This window comes from Ruegeria sp. C12 (genome assembly GCF_056537745.1).
This window is the reverse complement of record NZ_JBQFSA010000009.1, coordinates 1-15,041: the sequence shown is the minus strand read 5'-3', so window position 1 is coordinate 15,041 and position 15,041 is coordinate 1. Positions and strand designations below refer to the sequence as shown.

Here is a 15,041-nt window from a genome sequence, read left to right as displayed (position 1 = left end):
CGGCCATCTACAAGGGGTAATGGGGTTCCGTGCGCGACACCGAACAAGCCAATGAATTGAGCGACGGTGATGTCGTTCTTGGGGATGACTGGGTCATCCCGCAAGACCCCGATTCTGCAGAGCTAAGCGCAAAACGATCCCGCAGAAACCTGTTTTCACTGCGCGGCTCGCCTCTGGCCCGCAAGATCATCACGTTCAATCTGATTGCCCTTGTGATCCTTGTCACGGGGCTGCTTTACCTGGATGACTCGCGATCCGAGCAGGTGCAGCAGACCGCGCGCAACCTGATCGGAGACGCGCATCTTGTCAGCAACGTGTTCGAGACGCAGCTGCGGCAGGGCGCGGTGCAATCATCACGCGATGCGGCCCAGCTTGATGTGAAAGACACGCTGTCCGGCCTTCGCCTGCCCGAAGGGGGAGAGGTGTTTGTCTACGACTCCCGCGGTACCCTGATCGGCTGGACCCGCGGCGCGCCACAGGCATCTGACATGCCCATCCTGTTGCGATCGGACGCGGATATGCAGACCGGAGGCACCGTCATCAGCGATGCACTCAACGCGGTCTGGACGGGTCTGTCGCGGGTTTTCAACTGGTCGTCCGACTCCGAAGCACCGACGCTGGCGCAGCAGGTTCAGGCCATAGTCCCACAAGCTTTGGCGGGTCAAAATCAGGTAAAGGCAGTGCAGGATGACGCGGGCGACACTGTGATCGTGGCCGCGGCACCTATTCTCTACGAAGGCATCCCGGCCGGTGCTGTCGCAATATCCGGCCCTGCCGGTGAGATTGACGCGCTGGCTAGGCGCGAGCAGGAGCGCATTTTGCAGATGTTTGTCGTCGCCCTGCTGGTCTCAGTCGGTCTGAGCCTTGTTCTGGCTTCGACCATTGCCAACCCGCTGGCCGACCTCGCCTCGGCGGCGGAAATGGGCAAGGATCGGGGTACGGGCGTCAATCCGGGGCGTATCCGCATCCCGGACCTCAGCGCGCGCCCGGATGAAATCGGTCGGCTCAGCCGTGCGTTGCGTGGGATGGTCACTGCGCTCTACAACCGGATCGATGCGAACGAACAATTTGCCGCCGATGTCGCGCATGAGATCAAGAACCCTCTGGCCAGTCTGCAATCTGCTGTCGGCACACTACGCATGGTCAAACGCGATGATCAGCGCGAAAAATTGCTTGGTGTGATCGAGCATGATGTGAAGCGGCTGGATCGGCTGGTCAGCGACATCTCGAATGCTTCGCGTTTGGATGCGGAACTGGTCAAGGAAGAAGAACAACCTTTTGACCTGCTCAAGCTGCTGGGCAATATCGGGCAGTTTCTGGGTGAGGATGCCCGCGCGAAGGGGATCGACTATATCACTGACCTGCCGTCGGATCCGATTGTGATCAACGGGCTTGAGGCGCGATTGGCACAGGTCTTCGTCAACTTGATCACCAATGCGATTTCCTTCTGCGAAGAAAGCGACGCCATCCGGGTCTGGGTCCGCCAGCGCGACAATCGCGTGCTTGTGGTGGTCGAAGATACCGGCCCCGGCATCCCGGAACAGGCCCTGACCAAAATCTTCAAACGGTTCTATTCGCAACGCCCGGCTGAGCATTTCGGCAACAACTCGGGCCTTGGGCTGGCGATCTCGAAACAGATTGTCGAGGCGCATGGCGGTGTGATCTGGGCCGAAAACATCCGCCCGACCGAAGCGGACGTCACCTCGGACCCGCTGGGCGCCCGTTTTGTGGTGGGGCTGCCTGTCTGAGGTCATGACTATTCCGTCCCTGACAAATGCGGTGAACCGGGACAGCGCCCGCGTTCACGCCAGTTGCGTCGCCTCAGGTGGCCACGGCCTGCTGATTGTGGGCGCATCAGGGGCCGGAAAGTCGTCGCTGGCGTTGCAGATGATGGCTCTGGGCGCGGTGCTAGTCGGCGATGATCGCATTGATCTGGCGATGCGCGACGATCAAATCATTGCCTCCGCAGTCCCCGAAATCGCGGGTCTGATCGAGGCACGCGGGATTGGCCTGCTTCGTGCGCAACCTACGGAGCCTGTGCCGCTGCGCTTTGTCCTCGACCTTGACCAATCCGAACCCGCACGCCTGCCAGAACCCGTCACGACCCCGTTGCTGAGGCAAACTGTTCCCTTGCTTCGCGGCGCGGGCGTGCCCAATTTGGCACCAGCCCTGATGCAACTTCTTAGAATGGGACGCGTAGACCCGGAATGGCCGAACAAATGACAGCGCAAAAGCGAATCGTTCTGGTGACCGGACCATCGGGCGCGGGCCGCTCGACCGCCATTCACGTGCTGGAAGATCTGGGGTTCGAAGCGATTGACAACCTGCCCATGGGCCTGCTGGCGCGTCTGCTTGAAGGCGCCGAGCCTGACCGGCCCATGGCGCTGGGTATCGACGCGCGCAACCGCGATTTCTCGACCATAGGATTTATCGAACTGGCCGCAAAGCTGGGCCGGATGACGCAGGTGGATCTGACGGTTCTGTACCTTGATTGCAGCGACGAAGTCCTGCTGCGCCGCTTTTCGGAAACCCGCAGGCGTCACCCCGTCGCCCAGGATGCAGGGCCGGAAACCGGTGTGCGGCGCGAGAAAGAGCTGCTGGCCCCCATCCGCGAGATTGCCGACACCCTGATCGACACCAGCACCCTGAACGTGCATCAGCTGCGCGAAGAGGTCGAGCGCTGGTTTGCCCCCCAGGGCGGGCGGCATCTGGCGGTATCAATCGAATCCTTCTCGTATAAACGCGGCCTGCCACGCGGGTTGGATATGGTCTTTGACTGCCGATTTCTCGCCAACCCCTATTGGCGGCCCGAATTGCGGTCCGAGGATGGTCGAAACCCGGATGTGGCGCGCTATGTCCAGTCAGATGCTAATTACGCGCCGTTCTTTGACCGCGTCATAGATCTGCTGAACCTGCTGCTGCCAGCCTTCCGCGCCGAAGGCAAAGCACACCTGTCTGTGGCCTTCGGTTGCACCGGTGGCCAGCACAGATCGGTGGCGATGGCGGAAGCGGTTGCAAAGGCCCTTGCGGAAGGGGGGCAGCAGGTGGCAATTAGGCACCGCGAGATGGAACGTCGATCGTTGAATGTGAGGCCGGATTGATCGGGATTGTGATCGTAGCGCATGGGGGCTTGGCTCAGGAGTATCTGGCCGCCATGCAGCATGTGGTCGGGCCGCAGCCCGGCCTGAAAGCCATTGCGATCGAGGCCGATCATGACCGTGACGAAAAACAGGCTGAAATCTGTCGCGCCGCGGATGAAGTGGACCTTGGCGACGGCGTTGTGATCGTCACGGATCTGTTCGGCGGCAGCCCCTCGAATCTCAGCCTGCGGGCCTGTGCCCCTCAGGATCGCCGAATCCTTTATGGGGCCAACCTGCCCATGCTGATCAAATTGGCCAAAAGCCGCCACCTGCCGGTCCCTGATGCCGTGCGGCAGGCAATGGAGGCTGGACGCAAGTACATCAATGCGCAAAATGTGACATTGGATTAAGACCGGACTCATTGAAATGACCAACCGAAGCTTGAAAATCATTAACGAAAAGGGCCTGCACGCCCGCGCGTCCGCCAAGCTGGTCGAGGTTGTGGAAGGCTTTGACGCCAGTGCCGAAGTGTCCAAGGACGGCCTTTCTGCATCCGGAGACAGCATTATGGGCCTTTTGATGTTGGCAGCCTCGCGCGGAACGACTATTGACGTCGAGACGTCCGGGCCGGATGCTGAGGCATTGGCAGAAGCTCTGGAAACGCTTGTGAATGACAAGTTCGGAGAGGGGTTCTAAGGCTGCCCCGCGGGACAGAAAGAACGGGAAGACCAGGAATTGGCGGAAACAACGCACGAGACCAAGACAGGCCCGGTGGTTGATGGGACCGAAGACCAGGGCGAAATCTACGACCGTAGAACCCTGACCTACGCGAACTCGTTCGACGATGCCTGGACCTCGACCGCCATTCGCGCCATCGAATGGTGTACCGGCAAACTGACCATTTTGCGGATGGTCAACAAGTTCGAGAAAAAGAACGAATACTATCGAGGTCAAAGGTTTTGGGGCGGTGCTCTGGCAACGATGGGCATCGACCTGACCACACCCGAGGAACAGATCGCCCGCATCCCCAAGACAGGCCCGGTTGTTGTCGTGGCCAACCATCCGCACGGCATGGTGGACGGCATGATCCTGGCCGAACTGATCGGGCGCGTGCGCAGCGATTATCGCATCCTGACCCGGTCCGTTCTGACCGGGCTGGACGAGGCTGCGACCTCATTCATGATTCCGGTTCCCTTTCCGCACGACCCCGAAGCACAGGCCAAGATGCTTGAAATGCGCGGCAAGGCCATGGAGCATCTGAAAAACGGCGGCGTTGTGGCCCTGTTCCCCTCGGGCGTTGTTATGTCCTCGGACGACTGGTTCGGCCCGGCGATCGAGCGGGAATGGAACGTCTTCACCGCCAAGATGATCCGACGCTCGGGTGCGCAAGTGCTGCCGATCTTCTTCCCCGGCAGCAACTCGCGTTGGTATCAGATCGCCAACAAACTGTCGCCGATCCTGCGGCAGGGTCTGCTGCTGCACGAAATCGTCCGGTCCTGCAAAAAACCGCAATCTCCGGTTATCGGCGAACCGATCAATGACGACGACATGCAGTTGCTGGAACGCGATCCGCGCGGCTTCATGGCGTGGCTCAGAAACCGCACCATGTCGCTGGGCACATCAGACAAACCCTAATCCGCCCTTCATCTGGCCAGAAATATCCCGGGGGTGAGCCCGGATGAAATCCGGGCGAGGGGGCTGGCCCCCTCTTACCGCGTCGGAACAGGCACTTCGCCCCGATAGTCATAAAACCCGCGTTCGGTCTTGCGGCCCAGCCAACCGGCCTCGACATATTTCGTCAGCAGCGGGCAGGGGCGATACTTGGTGTCCGCCAAGCCATCATGCAACACGTTCATGATTGCCAGGCAAGTGTCCAACCCGATGAAATCGGCCAGCTCCAGGGGCCCCATCGGGTGGTTTGCGCCCAGCTTCATGGACTGGTCGATGGATTGCACATTCCCAACGCCTTCATACAGGGTGTAGACGGCCTCATTGATCATCGGCATCAGAATGCGGTTGACGATGAAGGCCGGGAAATCCTCGGCGCTTGCGGCTGTCTTGCCCAGACGGTCCACCACTGCCTTGCAGGCTTTGAACGTTGGTTCATCCGTGGCAATCCCCCGGATCAACTCGACAAGCTGCATGACCGGCACCGGGTTCATGAAGTGGAACCCCATGAACCGTTCGGGCCTGTCCGTGCGGCTGGCCAGTCGGGTGATGGAAATTGAGGAGGTGTTCGAGGTCAGAATCGTATGCGGCTGAAGATGCGGCTGCAAATCCTCGAAAATCGCCTGTTTGATGGTCTCGCGTTCGGTCGCGGCTTCGATCACCAGATCGGTTTGCCCCAGTTGCGGCAGCTCCAGCGTCGTTGTGATCCGTTTCAAGGCGGCCTGCATCGCGTCATCGCTGATCTTCCCGCGTGACGCCTGCCGGGCCATGTTGCCCTCAATCGTCGTCAAGGCGCGATCCAGGGCCTCCTGACTGACATCATTCAGCAAAACGTCATAGTCCGCCAATGCCAGCACATGGGCGATCCCGTTGCCCATCTGACCTGCGCCAATCACTCCGACCGATTTCACATCCATATTCAGCTGCCTTTGCCTTGCGCGTTACGGCGACAGTATCGGCAGTTCGGGGCTTGCGGCAAGGGGCTGAGGTCGCTCGAATTCGCTTCAAATGCGCACATTAGGGGAATCTCAACATCCGGGGCGGCAAGATGGCAACCGGGTGAAAATTGGGTGAGTGAGATGAGCTATCATCAGACAGGCTCGGGCATGGCCGAGGATGACGTATGCCAGTATGACGGAACCAGATTGTGGTTTAGGGGGCCGCCCTGCGCGCTGGACCATCCGTTTATCGCCTGCATCGGCGGGGATGAAACCTTCGGGCGCTTTGTCGAATCTCCGTTTCCGGATGCAGTACAGAAGCAACTGGGCAAAACCTGCGCCAATTTTGGCAGCCTGTTCGCCGGTGTCGAGGCGCTGACGCGCGATCAAGGTCTGCTGAGGTTGGCAAACCGGGCGCAGAGATGCGTGATCCAACTGCCTCAGGTTCATGGCCAGTCGAACCGGTTTTACCGCGTGCACCCCCGTCGCAATGACCGGTTTCTGGAGCCAACGCAGGACCTGCTGGATTTGTATCCCGACATCGACTTTACCGAGGTGCATTTTGTGCGCCACTTACTAAAGCGCCTGCAGGCAAGACATGATGCGCGGTTCGAAGTGATCGCGCATGAACTGCGTCAGGGTTGGTTGCGGTCCCTTGGTACGTTTCTGGAGCAGCTGGACCCGCAGACGGTGCTGCTGCATCTGCAGATTCAGCGGGTTCATACGATCGAGGACGACCCCATCCCGGTGAACGCCAGCATGGTAGAGGCGCTGAGGCCGCAGGCCGCGCGGGTAGTCACGTGCTCGGCCGCCGTGTCCGGCGCGTCGGACACGCTTGAGGATATGCTGTTCGGGACGCTACAGCAGCCGATGGCAGAACACATGCTTGGCCCTGCGGCGCATAGGCAGATTGCCGAGGCGGTTGTGCCGGTTCTGAGGGACCTGGACGCATAAGGCCCGCCAATGGCGGGCCTTTGCTAACGTCACTTTCAAAGACCTGGGGTCTTTGCTCAGCCGAGCTTCTCGGTCAGTTCCGGCACGGCCTGGAACAGGTCAGCGACCAGTCCGAAGTCGGCGACCTGGAAGATCGGCGCTTCTTCGTCCTTGTTGATCGCAACGATGACCTTCGAGTCTTTCATACCAGCAAGGTGCTGGATCGCGCCCGAGATGCCGACGGCAACATACAGATCGGGGGCAACAACCTTACCGGTCTGACCCACCTGCCAGTCGTTTGGCGCATAGCCCGAGTCCACCGCCGCGCGCGAGGCACCAACCGCCGCGCCCAGCTTGTCGGCCAGCGTTTCGATCAGTTTGAAGTCCTCTTCCGAGCCGACACCACGGCCGCCCGAAACAACAACGCCAGCCGAGGTCAGTTCCGGACGGTCGCTCTCGGCCACCTTGTCCTCAACCCAGGACGACAGACCTTCGGAACCCGGAACCGCAACGGTTTCAACCGATGCCGAACCACCTTCGCCCGCTGCGTCAAAGGACGCGGTGCGGATGGTGACGACTTTCTTGGCGTCGTTCGATTTCACGGTCTGGATCGCGTTGCCCGCATAGATCGGACGCTCGAAGGTCGAGCCGTCAACCACGCCGGACGCATCCGAGATCACCATCACGTCCAGCAGCGCAGCAACGCGCGGCATCACGTTTTTGGCGTCGGTGGTCGCAGGGGCAACGATGTGCTCGTAACCGTCGGCCAGCGACACGATCAGGGCTGCGGTCGATTCCGCCAGGCGGTGGCCCAGCGATGCGTCTTCGGCAACCAGAACCTTCGAGACACCGTCGATCTTTGCAGCAGCCTCACCAGCTGCGGCAGCGGAACCGCCAGCGGCCAGAACGGTGATGTCGCCCAGCGACTTGACGGCGGCTACGGCCTTGGCGGTGGCGTCCAGCGACAGCTCGCCATTGTTGACTTCAGCCAGAAGAAGAACAGCCATTACACAGCCCCCGCTTCTTTGAGTTTCCCGACCAGCTCGTCAACCGAGCCTACGATGATGCCTGCGGCACGTGCCGGCGGCTCTTCGGTCTTGACGATTTCCAGACGCGGCGTGACGTCGACGCCGTAATCGGCGGCGGTTTTCTCGTCCAGCGGCTTTTTCTTCGCCTTCATGATGTTGGGCAGCGACGCATAGCGCGGCTCGTTCAGGCGCAGGTCAACGGTCACGATGGTCGGCATCTTGACGCTGATGGTCTGCAGACCGCCGTCAACCTCGCGGGTGATCTTGGCGGTGTCGCCTTCGATATCCAGTTCGGACGCGAAGGTGCCTTGCGACCAGCCCAGCAGGGCCGACAGCATCTGGCCGGTGGCGTTCATGTCGTTGTCGATCGCCTGCTTGCCCGCCAGAACGATGCCGGGCTGCTCTTCCTCGACCACTTTGGCCAGGATCTTTGCGACGGCCAGCGGCTCGATGTCCTGATGGACGTCATCGGCGGCAACAACCAGAATGGCGCGGTCTGCACCCATGGCCAGCGCGGTCCGCAGGGTTTCCTGCGCCTGCTTGACGCCGATCGAAACGGCAACCACTTCGTCAGCTTTGCCCGCTTCTTTCAGGCGGATCGCTTCTTCCACCGCGATCTCGTCGAACGGGTTCATCGACATTTTGACATTGGCGAGATCAACACCGCTACCGTCCGCTTTCACGCGGACCTTCACATTATAGTCAATCACGCGCTTGACAGGCACGAGTACCTTCATTTTGCGCTTTCTCCTCACAAAAACGGTAAGTCGCAACGCGACTCCACCAATGCTCTCGGACGACTGAATAGCGTCTCAATTCACGGTGCAACAGGGCAAAATCGTCACGTCAGGGGCTCGGGACGTCGCGTTTCGTAATTTTTGACGCCACGGCGGAAAATAACAGTGCGGGGTGGGGCCGATTTTTGAGCATGCGGGATCAGGCATGTCGTGGCGTCAAACAACTGGGTCTCAGCCTGTTACGGGGCAACGCTCGTTCGTGCCTGCGGGGATTGAGCCCTAGGCTTTGCCCTTCCGGCCGCCAGAACGTCCACTGGACGTTTCGCCGCTTTCAGCGGTTCGCGCCCGGAACCCACAAGACGTCGTCTTTGCCGTTGTTGTTGGCGCACCGTGCGGCGACAAAGAACCAGTCGCTCAGGCGATTGAGGTATTTGACGGCCACCGCGTTCACCGGCTCCATGTTTGTCAGTTCAACGGCAAGCCGCTCGGCCCGGCGTGACACGGTGCGGCACACATGCAATTGGGCCGCCAGACGCGATCCGCCCGGCAGAATGAAGCTGCGCAAGGGTTCCAGATCGGCATTCATCGCGTCGATCTCGGCCTCCAGCCGGTCGATCTGGGCCGGGGCGATGCGCAAGGGCGGGTAATCGGCCTCGGCATCCTTTTCCATATCGGGGCGACAGAAATCCGCGCCCAGATCGAACAGATCGTTCTGGATTCGGGCCAGTGCGGCATCGGTTGGACCATCAGCCTCGGTCCGCGCCACGCCGACAAAGGAATTCAACTCGTCCACGGTGCCATAGGCCGCCACACGCCCAGAGTATTTGGCGACACGTTCTCCGTTCCCCAGCGCAGTCTTACCGTCATCGCCTGTGCGGGTGTAGATTTTGTTGAGTACGACCATTTACTGCGCTCCCTGTCCGCTGAGATAGACGTAGAGAAGGATCAAAACGACGGCAATGAACTGAAACAGGATACGCAGCCGCATCATCTTGTTGCTTTTCTTTGCAGCCGCCATGCCGCCTTTGCCGAAATTCGCGATGCCAAGGGTCAGCACGACGACCACCGCCGCCATGGCCAGAAGCAAAACGACCATCAATAGGTCCATCAGGTATCACCGTCTGCGTTTTAGTTTCGTTGGACCTGATCTAGCCCCACAAGATCAAAAAGCGAACCAGTAATTTCGTCTCAGATGCGGGACAGAATCCGGTCAATCGCCGCGGTCGGCAGAATCCGACGCAAGTATCCGGCGATATAGGTGGGTGTGGTCACATAGTATCGGGGCTTTGGTCTGCGCGCTTCAACCGCGTGCGCGAGTTTGGCCGTTACGGCTGATGCCGGAAGTTCGAACCTATCTGGACCCGAGCTTTCGTACAGCCGTTTGAGCAGCGTTTCTTCATATTTCTCGCGCAGCGCCGAGGTTTCCCAGTCGATGAACCGTTCAAAGACAGGGATAGCTTTTTCCCGCAGCTTCGAGGTGATCGGGCCTGGTTCAATCAGGATCACCCGAATACCGGTGCCCCGCAATTCAAGGCGCAGCGTATCGCTGAGGCCTTCAATCGCGTATTTGGTCGCGACATAAGCCCCGCGCCACGGAAACGCGACCAGTCCCAGAACCGACGAACACTGCACTATCCGGCCATGCCCCTGCTCCCGCATGACGGGAATCACCTCGCGTGTCAGCTCGTGCCAGCCAAATACATTCGCTTCAAAGATATGGCGCAAACCATCTGTCGGAACGTCTTCGACGGCGCCGGGCAGCCCGTGCGCGCCGTTGTTGAACAGCGCATCCAGCGTGCCGCCGGTGGCCGAAAGAACCTCGGCCAGACCGGCCTTGATGCTATCGGCGTCCTGATAGTCAATTCTGGGGCTTTCGAACCCCTGGGCGCGCAGCCGGTCGCAATCGCGTTGCTGACGGCACGAGGCAAAAACCCGCCAGCCGCGCGCACGCATACCGTGTGCCGCGTCAAGGCCAATGCCGGATGAGCACCCGGTAATGAGAATCGATTTCTGCATGAGAATCCCGCCCCAGAATGTCACCAATAGCTATGGCGGGCATTGGGGCAGGACAATGACGGGCAACCTTAGTCTTGGGTTTTTTGAACAAGAGATGCGGAAATCCATCCGATCTGTTGCCCGGGCAACACGCGAAGGCGCAACCAGCCGGTTCCGGACTCGCTCAGCACTTCGACCTTTTGGCCGATCCGGGCCTTGCCAATGATCGGATAGATCGTTCCGGGCCCGTCACGCATGTTGACGCGCGTACCCGAGATTTCCCGGATGTCTTTTGCGGGTTCAGTCAGCACCGGCACCTCTACGACCTCGGGGTCGGCGTCGGTTGCGACTTGTTGCAACGAGGTTATGCCGTCTTCCAAAGACGCCAGTGCCAGCGTCACGGTCTGGTCTTCAAACAGCGACGGATTGGCCTGCAGCCCCGCAGCAACCTGCGCCAACAGGGCTTTGGTCTCATCCTCGGTCAGGGCCGGTTCAGGCTGAGCCAGGGCATCAAGCGCAGGCGCTGGTTCCACAGCCGGTTCAGGGGCAAAGCTGACCTGCGTTACCAGATCTTCAACCGGGGCCGGGGCCTTGGGTTCGGGGGTTGGCTGGAAGGCCGCCGCCATGCGTTGCGGATTATCGGCCCGCAATCCACGCGGTTCGAAATCAGGACCGTCGCTCATCACGTAAAAGGCCCAGCCGAGTGCGGCAAAAGTAATCAGTATCAGGCGCGTCATGGCGCATCCCCCAAGGTCAATCGTTACAACAACAGAACAAAAATTTTGGCAGCAATCATCCAATTGTTGGGATGGTACCATAATTGAGTGGCCGAGTCGAAAATTCGGGGAAAACACCAGCTTGTCTCCCCCTGTTGCAAAAAGCGCGACTTGTCCCCAGCAAAATGCACTCTGCTTGCTTTACCCAGACGGCCTAGCGTCGTATCACATCATGTATGAATGACACGATCGACGACCCCAATATGGAGGCTCCCGATAACGGGGGTGAGGTAGCCGAACCCCTGCGCCGCGCGATTGGTGAGCGCTATCTGACCTATGCGCTGTCCACCATCATGCACCGCGCCTTGCCGGATGCGCGGGACGGGTTGAAGCCGGTTCATCGGCGAATCCTCTATGCGATGAGAGAGCTGCGACTCAGTGCAACCGGAGGTTTCAGGAAATCTGCCAAGATTTCCGGCGATGTGATGGGCAACTATCACCCGCATGGGGACGCTGCGATCTATGACGCGATGGCGCGTCTGGCGCAGGATTTCAACGTGCGTTACCCGCTGGTCGACGGGCAGGGGAACTTCGGCAATATCGACGGCGACAACCCGGCGGCCTCGCGCTACACCGAGGCACGGATGACCATCGTGGCCGAGGCGCTGCTTGAGGGTCTGAACGAGGACGCTGTTGATTTCCGCGACAACTATGATGGGACGCTGACCGAGCCGGTTGTGTTGCCTGCGCAGTTCCCGAACCTGCTGGCCAACGGGGCCAGCGGTATCGCGGTGGGTATGGCAACGAATATTCCGCCGCATAATATCTCGGAACTCTGCGATGCCTGTCTGCATCTGATCAAGACGCCGGATGCCCGTGACGACACGCTGTTGAACTACGTGCCCGGCCCGGATTTCCCGACCGGCGGCGTTATTGTCGAACCGCCCGAGAATATCGCGCAGGCCTATCGCACCGGGCGTGGATCTTTCCGCCTGCGTTGTAAGTTCGAGGTCGAAGACCTCGGCCGCGGTCAATGGCAGATCGTTGTCACCGAGATTCCCTATCAAGTTCAGAAATCCAAGCTGATCGAAAAGATCGCGGAACTGATCCAGACCAAGAAAATCCCGATCCTCGCCGATGTGCGCGACGAATCCGCCGACGACATCCGCCTGATCCTTGAGCCGCGTTCGAAAAACGTGGACCCCGAGGTGCTGATGGGGATGCTCTACCGCAACTCGGACCTCGAGGTGCGGTTCAGCCTGAACATGAACGTGCTGATCGACGGGGTAACGCCCAAGGTCTGCTCGATGAAGGAAGTGCTGCGGGCCTTCCTCGATCACCGGCAAGAGGTGCTGATCCGCCGCTCGCGTCACCGTCTGGGCAAGATCGACCATCGGTTAGAGGTGTTGGAGGGCTTTATCGTCGCCTTCCTGAACCTTGATCGTGTGATCGACATCATCCGCTATGACGATGACCCCAAGGCCGCGCTGATGCGCGAGGATTGGGGCATTGATCATGTTCGCGCCACCGACGAGTCTGATTACGTCACGCCCAAACCGGGCGAGGGGGAACTGTCCGAGGTTCAGGTCGACGCGATCCTCAACATGCGTCTGCGCAGTTTGCGCCGTCTGGAAGAGATGGAGCTGGTGCGTGAGCGTGACGAATTGATGCTGGAGCGCGCCAACCTCGAAGACCTGCTGGCCGATCCCGCCCTGCAATGGGCCAAAATCGCCGAGCAGTTGAAAGAGACCAAAAAGACCTTCGGTAAAGACTACGAAGGCGGCGCGCGGCGCACTCAGTTTGTTGAGGCCGGACAGGTCGAGGAAGTGCCGCTTGAGGCGATGATCGACCGCGAACCGATCACGGTCGTCTGCTCTCAGATGGGCTGGATTCGCGCCATGACCGGCCATATCGACCTGAAGCGCGAGTTGAAGTTCAAAGACGGCGACGGCCCGCGTTTCATCTTCCATGCGGAAACAACCGACCGCCTGCTGGTCTTTGCCTCAAACGGACGGTTCTATACGGTCAGCGCGGCCAACCTGCCCGGCGGGCGGGGCATGGGCGAACCGCTGCGCCTGATGGTTGATCTGCCGAACGAGGCGCAGATCATCGACATTCTGATCCACAAGCCGGGGCGCAAGCTGCTGGTGGCCTCGGATGCGGGGAACGGCTTTAGGGTGTCCGAGGATGAGGTGCTGGCGCAGACACGGAACGGCAAACAGGTGCTGAACGTCAAAGGTGACGAAACAGCGATGATCTGCAAGCCGGTCGCGGGCGACCACGTGGCCGTGGTATCTCAGAACGGCAAGTTCCTGGTCTTCCCGGCAGAGGAACTGCCCGAGATGACCCGCGGCAAGGGCGTGCGCCTGCAGAGATACAATATGGCGCGTGGCCGGCAGGGAACGCTGGAACTAGATGGCGGCCTGTCGGACATCACCACCTTCAACTGGGAAGAGGGCCTGAAATGGTCCATGGGCGGCGACAAGACACGGCACGAGGCCGATATGTCCCAATGGCTGGCAAAACGCGCCAGCGTCGGGAAAAAGCCGCCTTACGGGTTCCCGCGCGACTATAAGTTCTCGTGATCTGAACAGGTCTCGGGTGGATTTCTGCCGATACGGCTTGGCACAACCCGTATCGGTGCGCTAGATCAAAGAAAACAGGCCTATCGAGACACAATCATGTTGCGCATTCTGACCCTGATCACCGGACTGGCCCTGATGGGCGCGTGCACCCAGACGCAGGTCTATGAAGAACCCGAGTCGCTGGGCGAGTTCAAGCTGCGGGTGAATTACGCGTTTGCCGAGAAAGCCAAACAAGGCCCAGTCTCGCGCGATGCGACGCCGCAGGAATGGGAAGCTGCGATTCAGAACGCCGTGGATATCCGGCTGGGTCGCTATGAGGGCGCGCAGGATTACGACATCGGTATCAGCCTCGAAGGCTACATGCTGGCCCCTCCGGGCATTCCGGTCATCTACAACCCCAAAAGCACGGCGATTGTGCTGGTCAATGTCTACGATGTGAACAAGAAAGAATTTCTGGCCAAGGCCAAGCAGTTCCAGGTTCTGGAAGACACGACCGGAGGCAGCGCGCTGAAAGGGTCCGGCAATGAGCGGACCAAAGAAGAACAAATGAGCGGTCTGGCCCTGAAAGTGGCCGACCGGGTCGAGGAATGGCTGGCAGAAGAACACAAGGACAATGGCTGGTTCGACAAGCGCCCAGACCTGATCCAACCGCTCGAATCCACCGAGGTTACGCAAAATCCGGCGTGATCGGCGCATTTCCCCAAGGATGTGCTTGATTTTCCCCCGTGAACCAAATATCTCGCGCGCGCAGATGTAACCACGGGACCAAGGGTCCCCCAAATCGCAAAAGGGCGCCTGAGGAATGGCAAAGGAAAAGTTTGAGCGTACAAAACCGCACGTCAACATCGGCACGATTGGCCACGTTGACCATGGTAAAACGACGCTGACCGCAGCAATCACCAAGTATTTCGGTGACTTCAAAGCGTATGACCAGATCGACGGTGCGCCGGAAGAAAAAGCGCGCGGCATCACCATCTCGACCGCCCACGTGGAATACGAGACCGACAACCGCCACTATGCGCACGTTGACTGCCCCGGCCACGCCGACTACGTCAAGAACATGATCACCGGTGCCGCCCAGATGGACGGCGCGATCCTGGTTGTGAACGCCGCTGACGGCCCGATGCCGCAGACGCGTGAGCACATCCTGCTGGGTCGCCAGGTTGGCATCCCGAAGATGGTCGTGTTCCTGAACAAAGTTGACCAGGTCGACGACGAAGAGCTGCTGGAACTGGTTGAGATGGAAGTTCGCGAACTGCTGTCCAGCTACGAATACCCCGGCGACGATATTCCGATCGTTGCAGGTTCGGCTCTGGCCGCGATGGAAGGCAACAACCCGGAAATCGGCGAAGAGAAGATCA

Annotated in this window: 17 protein-coding genes; 10 read left to right on the top strand and 7 right to left on the bottom strand. The window is 59.9% G+C overall.

Features of this window, described 5'->3' with window-relative positions; all coding sequences use genetic code 11:
- Positions 1 to 29: 29 nt before the first annotated feature.
- From ACR0C9_RS17165 to ACR0C9_RS17140, 6 genes are read left to right on the top strand one after another with little or no spacing between them, the layout of a single operon-like run.
- Positions 30 to 1,748, top strand: a complete 1,719-nt coding sequence (locus tag ACR0C9_RS17165) for an ATP-binding protein (RefSeq protein ID WP_480781557.1) — start codon at positions 30 to 32, stop codon at positions 1,746 to 1,748.
- A 4-nt stretch (positions 1,749 to 1,752) separates the two neighbouring features.
- Positions 1,753 to 2,223 carry an HPr kinase/phosphatase C-terminal domain-containing protein gene (locus ACR0C9_RS17160; protein WP_170454621.1) on the top strand — a complete coding sequence of 157 codons (471 nt, stop codon included), beginning with the start codon at positions 1,753 to 1,755 and terminating at the stop codon, positions 2,221 to 2,223.
- Positions 2,220 to 3,101, top strand: a complete 882-nt coding sequence (gene rapZ, locus ACR0C9_RS17155) for an RNase adapter RapZ (protein WP_170454619.1) — start codon at positions 2,220 to 2,222, stop codon at positions 3,099 to 3,101. Before ACR0C9_RS17160 ends, rapZ begins: the two co-directional genes overlap by 4 nt.
- The gene (locus tag ACR0C9_RS17150; RefSeq protein WP_170454617.1) at positions 3,098 to 3,490 is read left to right on the top strand and encodes a PTS sugar transporter subunit IIA domain-containing protein; all 393 of its coding nucleotides are present in this window, start codon (positions 3,098 to 3,100) and stop codon (positions 3,488 to 3,490) included. The genes rapZ and ACR0C9_RS17150 overlap by 4 nt, the downstream gene beginning before the upstream one ends.
- Positions 3,491 to 3,506: 16 nt before the next feature.
- Positions 3,507 to 3,776: an HPr family phosphocarrier protein gene (locus ACR0C9_RS17145; protein WP_170380425.1), complete on the top strand. Its 270-nt coding sequence runs from the start codon at positions 3,507 to 3,509 to the stop codon at positions 3,774 to 3,776.
- A gap of 39 nt (positions 3,777 to 3,815) precedes the next feature.
- Entirely contained in the window at positions 3,816 to 4,715 is a 900-nt protein-coding gene (locus ACR0C9_RS17140) for a lysophospholipid acyltransferase family protein (RefSeq protein ID WP_170454615.1), read from the top strand.
- A gap of 74 nt (positions 4,716 to 4,789) precedes the next feature.
- Here ACR0C9_RS17140 and ACR0C9_RS17135 read toward each other — a convergent pair whose 3' ends face one another.
- Positions 4,790 to 5,665, bottom strand: a complete 876-nt coding sequence (locus ACR0C9_RS17135; RefSeq protein WP_170454613.1) for a 3-hydroxybutyryl-CoA dehydrogenase — start codon at positions 5,663 to 5,665, stop codon at positions 4,790 to 4,792.
- A gap of 162 nt (positions 5,666 to 5,827) precedes the next feature.
- Between ACR0C9_RS17135 and ACR0C9_RS17130 the strand changes: the two genes are divergently transcribed.
- Positions 5,828 to 6,640, top strand: coding sequence for a DUF6473 family protein (locus tag ACR0C9_RS17130; RefSeq protein ID WP_480781556.1), 813 nt, complete (start codon positions 5,828 to 5,830; stop codon positions 6,638 to 6,640).
- 56 nt (positions 6,641 to 6,696) lie between these two features.
- Here the strand turns inward: ACR0C9_RS17130 and ACR0C9_RS17125 are convergent, their stop codons facing one another.
- The 6 genes from ACR0C9_RS17125 to ACR0C9_RS17100 form a co-directional block, all read right to left on the bottom strand.
- Positions 6,697 to 7,626, bottom strand: coding sequence for an FAD-binding protein (locus ACR0C9_RS17125; RefSeq protein ID WP_170454611.1), 930 nt, complete (start codon positions 7,624 to 7,626; stop codon positions 6,697 to 6,699).
- Positions 7,626 to 8,384 carry an electron transfer flavoprotein subunit beta/FixA family protein gene (locus tag ACR0C9_RS17120; protein ID WP_170454609.1) on the bottom strand — a complete coding sequence of 253 codons (759 nt, stop codon included), beginning with the start codon at positions 8,382 to 8,384 and terminating at the stop codon, positions 7,626 to 7,628. Before ACR0C9_RS17120 ends, ACR0C9_RS17125 begins: the two co-directional genes overlap by 1 nt.
- Positions 8,385 to 8,715: 331 nt before the next feature.
- Entirely contained in the window at positions 8,716 to 9,288 is a 573-nt protein-coding gene (locus tag ACR0C9_RS17115; protein WP_170454606.1) for a cob(I)yrinic acid a,c-diamide adenosyltransferase, read from the bottom strand.
- Entirely contained in the window at positions 9,289 to 9,492 is a 204-nt protein-coding gene (locus ACR0C9_RS17110) for a twin transmembrane helix small protein (protein WP_170454604.1), read from the bottom strand.
- Between the two features lie 80 nt (positions 9,493 to 9,572).
- Positions 9,573 to 10,400, bottom strand: coding sequence for an SDR family NAD(P)-dependent oxidoreductase (locus ACR0C9_RS17105; protein ID WP_170454602.1), 828 nt, complete (start codon positions 10,398 to 10,400; stop codon positions 9,573 to 9,575).
- Positions 10,401 to 10,468: 68 nt separating this feature from the next.
- Positions 10,469 to 11,116, bottom strand: coding sequence for an SH3 domain-containing protein (locus tag ACR0C9_RS17100; RefSeq protein ID WP_480585398.1), 648 nt, complete (start codon positions 11,114 to 11,116; stop codon positions 10,469 to 10,471).
- Between the two features lie 215 nt (positions 11,117 to 11,331).
- On the opposite strand from ACR0C9_RS17100, the gene parC reads away from it, so the two are divergent.
- The 3 genes from parC to ACR0C9_RS17085 form a co-directional block, all read left to right on the top strand.
- The gene (parC, locus tag ACR0C9_RS17095) at positions 11,332 to 13,680 is read left to right on the top strand and encodes a DNA topoisomerase IV subunit A (protein WP_480781555.1); all 2,349 of its coding nucleotides are present in this window, start codon (positions 11,332 to 11,334) and stop codon (positions 13,678 to 13,680) included.
- A 96-nt stretch (positions 13,681 to 13,776) separates the two neighbouring features.
- Positions 13,777 to 14,367 carry a hypothetical protein gene (locus ACR0C9_RS17090; protein ID WP_170454599.1) on the top strand — a complete coding sequence of 197 codons (591 nt, stop codon included), beginning with the start codon at positions 13,777 to 13,779 and terminating at the stop codon, positions 14,365 to 14,367.
- Between the two features lie 115 nt (positions 14,368 to 14,482).
- Positions 14,483 to 15,041 (top strand): GTP-binding protein (locus ACR0C9_RS17085; protein ID WP_480781554.1); only part of this gene is annotated, 559 nt, incomplete at its 3' end.

Coding starts and splice junctions, on each gene's coding strand:
- parC (WP_480781555.1), top strand. CDS start 11,332: ATGAATGACACGATCGACGACCCCAATATGGAGGCTCCCGATAACGGG.
- ACR0C9_RS17100 (WP_480585398.1), bottom strand. CDS start 11,116: ATGACGCGCCTGATACTGATTACTTTTGCCGCACTCGGCTGGGCCTTT.
- ACR0C9_RS17090 (WP_170454599.1), top strand. CDS start 13,777: ATGTTGCGCATTCTGACCCTGATCACCGGACTGGCCCTGATGGGCGCG.
- ACR0C9_RS17160 (WP_170454621.1), top strand. CDS start 1,753: ATGACTATTCCGTCCCTGACAAATGCGGTGAACCGGGACAGCGCCCGC.
- ACR0C9_RS17120 (WP_170454609.1), bottom strand. CDS start 8,384: ATGAAGGTACTCGTGCCTGTCAAGCGCGTGATTGACTATAATGTGAAG.
- ACR0C9_RS17130 (WP_480781556.1), top strand. CDS start 5,828: ATGAGCTATCATCAGACAGGCTCGGGCATGGCCGAGGATGACGTATGC.
- ACR0C9_RS17105 (WP_170454602.1), bottom strand. CDS start 10,400: ATGCAGAAATCGATTCTCATTACCGGGTGCTCATCCGGCATTGGCCTT.
- ACR0C9_RS17115 (WP_170454606.1), bottom strand. CDS start 9,288: ATGGTCGTACTCAACAAAATCTACACCCGCACAGGCGATGACGGTAAG.
- ACR0C9_RS17145 (WP_170380425.1), top strand. CDS start 3,507: ATGACCAACCGAAGCTTGAAAATCATTAACGAAAAGGGCCTGCACGCC.
- ACR0C9_RS17110 (WP_170454604.1), bottom strand. CDS start 9,492: ATGGACCTATTGATGGTCGTTTTGCTTCTGGCCATGGCGGCGGTGGTC.
- rapZ (WP_170454619.1), top strand. CDS start 2,220: ATGACAGCGCAAAAGCGAATCGTTCTGGTGACCGGACCATCGGGCGCG.
- ACR0C9_RS17125 (WP_170454611.1), bottom strand. CDS start 7,626: ATGGCTGTTCTTCTTCTGGCTGAAGTCAACAATGGCGAGCTGTCGCTG.
- ACR0C9_RS17135 (WP_170454613.1), bottom strand. CDS start 5,665: ATGGATGTGAAATCGGTCGGAGTGATTGGCGCAGGTCAGATGGGCAAC.